Genomic DNA, 9,968 nt, shown 5'->3' with positions numbered 1-9,968 from the left:
CGGCCGCGCGCGGATCGCCTCCCGTTGGAGGCCCCGTCGTCCCCGCAGGCGCGGGGATCTTTCCAGCGATTTCCTGTCTTCAGGGCTGGGAGAACGCACAGCTCAATAATCAGTAAAACGAATCAGGCAAGCCGTCAACAGCATTTCTACGACGGCCGATGTCACGTCCAAGCCCCCATGAACGGGCTCATTTCGCAAGGTGCTTGAATGGGGCTGTCCATTATATCTGGGATGGGAGTCTTCATGGATGATGAGTTCTTCGGTATGATATGGGGGAAGTCGGCGGAGAAGGCGGGGGGATCGATGCACCTGCTCCTCGGCCATCTTCTGGATACGGCGGCGRTGGGCGAACTTGTCTGGGATCGTTTCCTCGCATCCACCATTCGGGATCGTCTGGATGATTGCAGCGATGGTCGCGGGCGGTCTCTGTTCGCGCTGTTGTGCGGCCTGCATGATGTCGGTAAGGCCACGCCGGCCTTTCAGATGAAGGACGAGGGTTTGGCGCAGCGCGTTCGGGCTGCCGGGCTTGGCTGGCGAGGGGTGACTCCTCAGCAGGGCCGGCAGTGGCATCACGCGCGGGCGGGGGCTGTCATCGTCCGCAAGTATCTCCCGCAGGTCGGTTGGAGTCGGCCGGGGTGTGACTGGGTGTGGCCGCTGGTCGCGGGCCATCACGGCCTGATACCGGACCGTGGCCGTCTTGTGCACAAGCCCGCCGTCCACGGCGCCGGACCGTGGCTCGACGTCCAACGTGCGTTCGTCGACCGGGTGGCCGGCGACCTCAACGTTGACCTGGCTTCCTTTTCGGAGCTGCGAACACCATCCCGCGGAGGTCAGCTCGCCCTATCCGGGATGATCATCATGGCAGACTGGGTCGCGAGCGACAAAGAGCATTTCGGTGGGCTGTCGGATCTGGCGGAGATCTCGATGAAGGGCTCGCGGGAGCGTGCACAGCGAGCCTGGGCACAGTTGGGTCTGCGTGGCGGGTGGCGCTCCGACCGGCCCGCACCCGGCAACCAGTCTGACCTGGTGCACCACAGATTCGGTAAGCCAGCCCGGCCGGCGCAGCGCGCCGCGGTCCAGGCCGTGCGGGAAATGCCCGGCCCCGGGCTACTGATCCTGGAAGCGCCGATGGGTGAGGGGAAGACGGAGGCGGCGCTCGCCGCCGCGGAGGTACTGGCCGGCAAGGTCGGTGCGGATGGGGTGTTCGTCGGAATGCCGACGCAGGCGACGAGCGATCCGATGTTCAGCCGGGTCCGCGGCTGGCTCACCGCGGTGGATCCCGAGGTTCCGATCGGCCTACTGCACGGCCGGGCTCGTTTCAACAAGGAGTGGGCGGCACTTCGGTCGCAGGTCCGGTTCGTCGACGTGCATGACGATCTCGACGAGTATGGGATGGCCGACGATTTCGGTACGGGTACGAGCGGCCCGGGTCGTCGCGACGCACCGCTGGCGGGCGCCGCGGCGGCCGCGGAGTGGTTCTTCGGATCGAAACGGGGGTTGCTCGCTGCGGTGACGGTCGGCACGGTGGATCACCTGCTGCAGGCGGCGACCCGGACGAAGCATGTGATGCTACGGCACGCCGGCCTGGCCGGYCGGGTCGTCATCCTTGACGAGGTACACGCCTACGACGTCTACATGGCGCAGTTCCTGTTCGAGGCGTTGCGCTGGCTCGCCGACACCGGCGTGCCGGTCATCGTTCTGTCCGCGACGCTGCCGCCGGTACTGCGTGCACAGCTCGCCGGCGCCTATCTGCAGGGCGCCCTGCAGCGCCCCGATGTCGACCTCGCCGATCTGCCGCGGCCCACCGGCTACCCGAGCACCACCGCGGTGTATATGGCCGACGGGAAGCCCCGGTTTTCCGTGACGTCCCAGTCACCCTGGCGTGAGTCCGTGCCCGTTGCGGTAGAGATCCTGGCAGAGCCCACCGACTTCGCCCCGGTGAGCATCGCCGCCGCTGTCTCGGCGGAGGTGAGCGAGGGCGGCTGCGCTCTCGTCGTGTGTAACACCGTCCAGCGGGCCCAGGTCGTCTACGCCGAGCTGCGGACGACGTTCGGTGATGACGTGGTGCTGCTGCACTCCCGGTTCACCGCAGCCGAACGCGCGAGCCGTACGGAAGACGTCGTGGACAAGCTCGGCCCCCCCGGACGGGAGAACGCCCAGGACCGGCCCGCGCGGCTCGTCGTCGTGGCCACCCAGGTGGCCGAACAGTCGTTCGACGTCGATGTGGACATCCTCGTCACCGATCTCGCCCCCATCGACCTACTGCTGCAACGGGTCGGCCGGCTGCATCGGCATGACCGGCCGACCGGGCAGCGACCGGCCCGGCTTCGCGACCCGAAAGTGATCGTCAGCGGTCTGCGGCTGYCCGACGGGGCTGTGCCACTCTGGCCCGCCGGCAGCCGGGCCGTGTACGGGGATCATCTACTGCTGCGCTCCGCCGCTCTCGTCGCCGAAGCCGCCACGGGTGGTGGATGGTCGATTCCCGCCGACGTGCCCGGCCTCGTCGCTCTCGGCTACGGTGATGAGCCTCTCGGCCCGGCGCACTGGGCTGATGCCGCGGCCGAGGCCAGGCAGGAATGGGAGGCCAAGGAGCGGCGTCGCCAGGTGAACGCCACCGGATTTCTGCTTTCCGGCGAGGACGGTCTGGGCCTGACCACGCTCGAGGGTCTGCACGACAAGGCGACCGCGCCGCTGGAAACCGAGGAACGCCTCACCGCGGTCGTCCGTGACAGCGACGAGTCCGTGGAGGTCGTCCTCGTCCGCCGCGGACCGGCCGGGTATCTCACGCTCGCGGGCCGATCGCTCGGGCACATCGGCGAAGTTGCCGTGTCTGACGACGCGGTCCTCGAAGAGGTCGTCGGAGCCACCATCCGCCTGCCCGCGAACAAGGAGATCACCGCCGCGGCGCATGCCGAACTGACTCCCCTGGCCGGCTGGGACGGTGACTCCTGGCTCCGCCACACCCGCGCCCTGATCCTCGACGATCGCATGTCGGCGATCCTCGGGGGGCGACACCTGACCTATGACAACAAGCTCGGGCTGAGACTCGCGCCTCGACCGGCTGCTGATACTCGAGCGGCTACTGATACTCGACCGGCTGCTGGTAAAGGGTGAACTGCCGGACCGGGGTAAGGTGTTGATCTTCTCGGCGCTCAAGATGGGACGGCTGACCCCCATGCTCCGAGACAAGGAGAATCCGTACAGGTATACCTTTTCACCCCATACGTCACTGTATGCGCTACCTTCGGTGCGAAGCGGGAGCATGGGCACCGTTCGGCCAGTTATCTGGTCGCCATGGGTTAGGAGATCCTTGATGTGGCGACGCCAGATGTCCATCTCCTAGCAGGAGCCGCACGATCGGTAGCAGCCGACGTGCCGCGCCGTCGCGGTCGACCAAAACTGTCGGTGGCCCTTGGTACATCTCGGCTGAGCCACCGACGGTCGGYGCAGGCCGGGGCCTACGAACGGGGGAATGAGTGAACGGTTTCAACCTGATCGATGGGCAATGGATCCCAGTGATCAAGCGGGGGCGGCGCCTGGAGGTGGGGATCAGGAAGGCGCTCGTCAACGCTCACACGATCGACGGGCTGGCCCTTGATGATCCGCTCGAAGCCGTGGCGGTGCTGCGTCAGGTCCTGCTGCCCGTCGTCTTGGACGTGTTCGGCGCCCCCCGTACCGACGAGGAGTGGTCACAGCGGTGGGAGGCTGGCTGTTTCGACCGGATTATCAGGAAAGATCGGGCTGAGGACGAGGAGGGCATCGAGTCGTATCTGATCCGACAGGCGGCACGATTTCATCTGTTTCATCCGACGGCTCCGTTTGCGCAGGTCGCCGGGTTGCGGACCGCGAAGGACGAGACGAAGCCGGTGTCGCTGCTGGTTCCGCGGCTGGCCTCGGGGAACAACGTTCCGCTGTTCAGTTCCCGGACCGAGAACGACCCGCCGAGCCTGACGCCCGCTGCGGCGGCACGGGCGTTGCTCGCAGCCCATTGCTGGGACACCGCCGCGATCAAGACCGGAGCGGCGGATGACCCGAAGGTCAAGACGGGGAAGACGACGGGGAACCCGACCGGGCCGCTCGGGCAGTTCGGGATCGTCCTGCCGCTGGGTGAGACGCTCTTCCATACGCTGATGCTCAGCATCCCCGTCCTGCGGCACGGTCTGCGGCAGAAGGACCGGCCGCAATGGAGATCCGAAAGCAGYGCCACCTCCCGCTGGGAGACTCGCGCCCCGGAAGGGCTACTGGATCTGCTGACCTGGCAGTCGCGGCGGATCCGGCTCGTGCCCGAGGCAGACCCGACGGCTGTCGAGGATGTCTCGGTCCGACGGGTGGTGCTCACCGCCGGTGACCGGCTCACCGGATCGGTGCACGCACTCGAACCGCACACGGCGTGGCGGCAGGTTGACAAGCCCAAAGCCGACGAGCCGCCGGTCCGTCCGGTGCGGCATCAGCCGGGCCGGTCGGCCTGGCGCGGGCTGGAGGCTCTGCTGACCACAACGCCCTTGTCGAGTGACAAAGTGTTCGCGCCGACGGCGCTGTCGCAGCTCGCCCGGCTGCGTGACGACGGCTATGTCCCCGATGATCTGCCACTGCAGGTACTGAYCGTCGGGGTGAAGTACGGCACGCAGTCGGCGGTGATCGACGAGGTAATGGCCGATGAGATTCCCCTCCCGGTCACCGCGCTGGCACGGGACTCCGCGGTCCGTGAGACCGTGCTGGCGGTGGCGGCCCAGGCCGAGAGCCTGCGGATCGCCGCCAACCGTCTCGGCGACGATCTTCGTGAGGCTGCCGGTGCGACGGACAAGCTGCCGTGGGACAAGGGCCAGCGGCTCGGAGAAATACTGATCCACAGCTTCAATCCGACGGTGCACCGGCTGCTAGCCGGGTTGCAGCAGCATCCGGAGGACGCCAAGCGGGCCGAACTTGCGTGGCGGATCCTCGCTCGGCGGTTGGCGTGGGAGGTCGTCGACCCGGTGTTGTCCGCTGCCGGTCCTGAGACGTTCCTGGGCCGCGATCCCGGTGAGCCGTTCGGCGCCCGCCTCGCCGGCGCCGAGATGTCATTCCGGCGCACGCTCAACGACGTGCTCGGCAAGGACGAGGACAACCGGCTTGCTCTGGCCGCCGCCTGATTCCCACGACCCGTCAGGAAGGTCTGATGACCGAGGTAACCGCGGCGCCGTCCGCATCGTCCACATCATCCGAGACGACATCGCCACGCGAGACGACATCGCCACGGCACTTCTGGGAACGGGACCATAAGGGCGACCGGCCCGACGGGGCGGATTTGGCCGCGTTGCGCCGCGGTGTTGGCCGCGAGCCTGGCAGCGTCCCGGAGATGTGGCGCTACTACTCCACGCTCACCGTCGATGGCCGCAGAACCTGGTCCCTGACCGCGGAGCACGTCGCGCTCACCTTGTTCGCGGTGCACCAGCAGTCCCTGCCCACTGCGGCGTATCAGCCTGGCATCGGGCTCGGCGAGGCTGCTCTACGCCTGCGTAGCAGCGACAAGTTCAGTCCTGAGGCGGTCGACCGGCGGTTCAACGCCGTGGCCACCGCCACCACCCTGGACGAGGCCGCCTACCACCTGCGTGGTCTGGTCCGCCAGTTCCGCCAGGTCCCCGTCGGCCTCGACTACACCCAACTCTGGCGGGACCTCATCGCCTGGCAGACCCCCGAGCGGATCGGCGACGTACGCCGCCGGTGGGGAGCCCAGTACTTCTACCGGCCCCCGAAAGACAAAGCCGCTACCCCGGCCRCCGCGCCCGGCACTTCCTGATCTTCCGTCTAACCTCCGGCGTTGCCTCCGCGCACCGGGGCTTTCCCGTCCTGACCCAGCAGAAAGAGGCATCTACCAATGCGCTGCTACATCGACGTCCACATCCTGCAGACCGTCCCTCCGTCCAACCTCAACCGAGACGACGCCGGTACCCCGAAACAAGCCGTCTATGGCGGGGTGAAGCGGGCCCGGGTGTCGTCCCAGGCCTGGAAGCGGGCGACGCGAACCGCCTTCGCCGACCACATCGATCAGGCCCAGCTCGGAACACGCACCAAGCGGATCTCCGCGCTGCTCGCGGAACGGCTCGCAACCCGCTGCGCGCTCGACGCGGAAACCAGCACCCGGATCGCCACCAGCCTTCTGACCGCTCTGAAGATCAGTGCGGGGAAGAAGGCGGCGGAGACCGCCTATCTGCTGTTCTTTGGCCGTCCCCAGCTCGAACGGCTCATCGACCTCATTGTCGAGGATGTGCCGCGCCTCGCCGATCTCAGCGACGGCGATCTGCTCGCCGCGGTCAAGGATGTGCCTGTCCTGGCTACTCTCGGCAGCGGGCATCCGATCGACGTCGCGCTGTTCGGGCGGATGGTCGCCGACCTGGCGTCGTTGAACGTCGACGCGGCCACCCAGGTCGCGCATGCCCTGTCCACCCATGCCGTCGACGTCGAGTTCGACTACTACACCGCCGTTGACGACCAGAACGCCAAGGACGAGACCGGCGCCGGGATGATCGGCACGGTCGAGTTCCAGTCCGCGACGCTGTACCGGTTCGCCACCGTCGGCCTGCACCAGCTCGCCGAGAACCTCGGCGGTGACATCGAGGCGACCGTCGAGGCGCTACGGGTGTTCCTCACCGCGTTCACCACCTCCATGCCGACCGGCCATCAGAACTCCTTCGCCCACCGCACCGTGCCGAACCTGCTCACCATCGCGATCCGCCCCGACCAGCCGGTCAACCTTGTCTCCGCGTTCGAGAAGCCGGTACTGCCCCGTGGCCGGGGCGTCCTCACCGGATCCCTCGAGCAGTTCGCCATCGAACTCAACAGCGCGTCGACGCTGTGGGGCCTCCAGCCCGACATCCTCGCCTCCACCTACCGCGCCCCCGACGACACCAACACCAACACCGACACCACGGCGATGATCGTCAAGGCGCTCGGCGAGCCGAAGCCGTTCGACGAGGTTCTCGACACAGTGGTGGCTRYCGCCCGCGACCGGCTCATGAGCAGCGTCCGATGAGCCAGGACCCGCCCCGCCACTGCCTGGTGCTGCGCCTCGCCGGCCCCCTGCAGTCCTGGGGTTCCCGCAGCATGTTCAACCGCCGCGACACCCTCACCGAACCGACGAAGAGCGGGATCATCGGGCTGCTCGCCGCCGCCCAGGGCCGCCGGCGCACCGACCCGATCGAGGACCTCCTCAGCCTCACCCTCGGGATCCGCACCGACCAGCCCGGCACCCTGCTGCGCGACTACCACACCGTCAGCGACTACCGCGGCCGGCCGCTACCCTCCGCCGCGGTCAGCGCGAAAGGCCTCCAGAAACCGACGTCCCCGGCGAAGCACACCCACGTCACCGAGCGGTTCTACCTGCAGGACGCCGTGTTCGTCGCCGCCCTCGCCGCACCCGAACCGGTGCTCACCACCCTCGCCGACGCGCTGCGCACCCCCGCCTTTCCCCTCGCGCTCGGCCGCCGCGCCTGCCCGCCGACCCACCCCCTCCTCCTCGTTCCCGACAGCGAGCCGGACACCGCTTTGTGGTCGGGCAGCGCCCTGGAGGTCCTGCGGCAGGTGCCGTGGCAGGCCAGCCCCGACCACCGCGACGCCCTCGCCCGGCGCAGGCCACCCCGCCTCCGCCGCATCGACCTACCCGTCACCGTTGACGACCCAGACGGGGACGACGTCCGGATCGACCTGCCGACCACCTTCGATCCCCACCAGCGAGGGTTCACCAGCCGCCGGGTCCACCAGAGCTGGGTCCACCTCCCACCCCCCTACGAGCTCACCGACGCCGACAACGTCGAGGGCACCACCCCGCACCACGATCCTTTCGCGATTCTCGGATGGTGACCGGACCATGACCTACCTGTCCCGGATCTGGCTGAACCCGCTGCGCACCGGCGCCCAGGCGCTACTGAAGAACCCCCAGCGCATGCACGCCGCCGCCCTCGGCGGGCTCAGCCGCCAACCCGTCACCGAACGGGTCCTGTGGCGACTGGAAACCGGTGAAGGCCTCCGTGGAGCAGACCGACCGCACCGCGCCGAAGTCCTCGTTCTCACCGAATCCACGCCGTCCTGGGAACACCTCATCGAACAGGCCGGCTGGATCCACACCGACGAACCCCAGGTCCTCGTCCGCGACTACCAGCCCCTGCTCGACCGCCTCCACACCGGCCGCGAATTCCGCTTCCGGCTGCGCGCGAACACTGTCAGCGCCACCCGCACCCCCGACAATCCCTCCCCTGCCCAGAAGGAACACCTCGCCGCCCCCCGCCCCCGCGGTGTCCGCGTCGGCCACCGCACCGCCGCCCACCAGACGACCTGGCTCACTGACCRCATCGACCGCTGGGGRTTCACCCTGCTCACCACCGCCGACCTCGATGGCCCCCGCAACCAGCCCGACGGCCCCGGCGACACCGACGAGCCGGCCCCCGCGCTACGGCTCACCGCCCGCGAACGCCTCACCTTCCCCAAGAAAGCCAAGAACACCGAGAAGACTGGCCGCCGCGTCGTCCTCAACACCGCCACCTTCGAAGGCGCCCTGCGCGTCACCGATCCCGCCCGCGCCCGCGCCACTCTCCTGCACGGCGTCGGCCCTGCCAAGGCCTACGGCTGCGGGCTGATCACCCTCGCGCCCCTGCACACCGAACAGGCCGGCCGCTGACATGTGGTGGCTGTCCAATCCGCAGGACCTGCACCGCGTCGAGGACCGCGTCTCCACGCTCTACGTCGAGAAATGCCACGTTGACCGCGACGACAACGCCGTCGTCCTGGTCAACAAGGAACGCACCGTCCGTGTCCCCGCCGCGTTCGTCGCCACCGTCCTGCTCGGTCCCGGAACCCGCATCACCAGCGCCGCCGTGCGCCTGCTCGCCGACTCCGGCACCGCCCTGTGCTGGGTCGGCGACCGCGGCGTACGCATGTATGCCGCAGGACTCGGACCCAGCCGCGGCGCCGGCCTGCTCATGCGCCAGGCTTACCTCGTCACCCGCACCAGCGAACGCCTTGACGTCGCCCGCCGCATGTACGCCAAACGCTTCCCCGACGACGACGACGTCACCACCGCCACCATGCAACAACTCCGCGGCCGGGAAGGCGCCCGCATCAAAAAGATCTACCGCGATCACGCCACCCGCACCGGCGTCACCTGGAACAAACGCGTCTACACCCACGGCGACCCCTTTGCCGACAGCGACGACATCAACCGGCTCCTGTCCGCCGGACACAGCTGCCTCTACGGCATCTGTCACGCCGCCATCGTCGGCATCGGCGCCAGCCCCGCCCTCGGATTCGTCCACACCGGAGCCGCCACCTCCTTCGTCCTCGACATCGCCGACCTGTACAAAGCCGACTACACCATTCCCCTCGCCTTCGACCTCGCCGCCGCCGGCCTCACCGACGAGCGCGACATCCGCACCGCCTTCCGCGACAAAGTCGCTGACGGGCACCTCATGGCCCGCATCATCCACGACATCAAAGACCTCCTCATCGAGGAAGGAACCCGAGATAACGACGAGGACGCACTCCACTTGTGGGACGAGCTCGACGGCCACGTCCCCGGCGGCGTCAACTGGGCCGCCGACCTCGCCGACCAGACCGACGACACCACCATCCTCGGTGTCACCGGACCCGACACCGACCAGCCACCCCCACCCTGGTGACCGTCATCGTCCTCATCGCCACCGCCGACGGCCTCCGCGGCCACCTCACCCGCTGGATGATCGAAATCTCGGCGGGCGTCTTCGTCGGCAACCCCAGCGCCCGCGTCCGCGACCGGCTCTGGACCCTGCTCTCTCAACGCGTCGGTGACGGCCAAGCCATCATGATCGAACCAGCCACGAACGAACAAGGCTGGGCCGCCCGCACCGCCGGCCGCAACCGCACCCAGCCCGTCGACTACGACGGACTGATACTGTTTGCCCGATCTCGCCGATAAACCCGCAGGTCAGCAAGTGTCGTCCCCGCACGCGCGGGGATCTTCC

Annotated in this window: 8 protein-coding genes; all 8 read left to right on the top strand. The window is 68.3% G+C overall.

Annotation, left to right across the window (positions count from 1 at the left end; translation table 11 throughout):
• The first annotated feature begins 207 nt into the window (after nucleotides 1-207).
• Nucleotides 208-3,114 (top strand): CRISPR-associated helicase/endonuclease Cas3, encoded by a 2,907-nt coding sequence (locus tag KBI5_RS22105; RefSeq protein WP_085016332.1) that lies wholly within the window; start codon nucleotides 208-210, stop codon nucleotides 3,112-3,114.
• Between the two features lie 362 nt (nucleotides 3,115-3,476).
• Complete coding sequence (gene casA / locus KBI5_RS22100) at nucleotides 3,477-5,129, top strand: type I-E CRISPR-associated protein Cse1/CasA (protein ID WP_085016331.1); 1,653 nt, start codon at nucleotides 3,477-3,479, stop codon at nucleotides 5,127-5,129.
• Nucleotides 5,130-5,155: 26 nt separating this feature from the next.
• The gene (gene casB, locus KBI5_RS22095; protein WP_085016330.1) at nucleotides 5,156-5,776 is read left to right on the top strand and encodes a type I-E CRISPR-associated protein Cse2/CasB; all 621 of its coding nucleotides are present in this window, start codon (nucleotides 5,156-5,158) and stop codon (nucleotides 5,774-5,776) included.
• 78 nt (nucleotides 5,777-5,854) lie between these two features.
• Complete coding sequence (gene cas7e / locus KBI5_RS22090) at nucleotides 5,855-7,009, top strand: type I-E CRISPR-associated protein Cas7/Cse4/CasC (RefSeq protein WP_085016329.1); 1,155 nt, start codon at nucleotides 5,855-5,857, stop codon at nucleotides 7,007-7,009.
• Nucleotides 7,006-7,836: a type I-E CRISPR-associated protein Cas5/CasD gene (gene cas5e, locus KBI5_RS22085; protein ID WP_043590422.1), complete on the top strand. Its 831-nt coding sequence runs from the start codon at nucleotides 7,006-7,008 to the stop codon at nucleotides 7,834-7,836. The genes cas7e and cas5e overlap by 4 nt, the downstream gene beginning before the upstream one ends.
• A 7-nt stretch (nucleotides 7,837-7,843) precedes the next feature.
• Nucleotides 7,844-8,650: a type I-E CRISPR-associated protein Cas6/Cse3/CasE gene (cas6e, locus tag KBI5_RS22080; RefSeq protein WP_085016328.1), complete on the top strand. Its 807-nt coding sequence runs from the start codon at nucleotides 7,844-7,846 to the stop codon at nucleotides 8,648-8,650.
• Nucleotide 8,651: 1 nt separating this feature from the next.
• Complete coding sequence (gene cas1e, locus KBI5_RS22075) at nucleotides 8,652-9,647, top strand: type I-E CRISPR-associated endonuclease Cas1e (RefSeq protein ID WP_085016327.1); 996 nt, start codon at nucleotides 8,652-8,654, stop codon at nucleotides 9,645-9,647.
• Nucleotides 9,644-9,922, top strand: coding sequence for a type I-E CRISPR-associated endoribonuclease Cas2e (gene cas2e / locus KBI5_RS22070; protein ID WP_011434500.1), 279 nt, complete (start codon nucleotides 9,644-9,646; stop codon nucleotides 9,920-9,922). The genes cas1e and cas2e overlap by 4 nt, the downstream gene beginning before the upstream one ends.
• The last annotated feature ends 46 nt before the right edge of the window (nucleotides 9,923-9,968 follow it).

Origin of the sequence: Frankia sp. KB5 (assembly GCF_002099325.1) — a bacterium.
GTDB classification, from domain to species: domain Bacteria; phylum Actinomycetota; class Actinomycetes; order Frankiales; family Frankiaceae; genus Frankia; species Frankia casuarinae.
The sequence above is the reverse complement of the archived record's forward strand: the minus strand, read 5'-3'. Positions and strand labels throughout refer to the sequence as shown.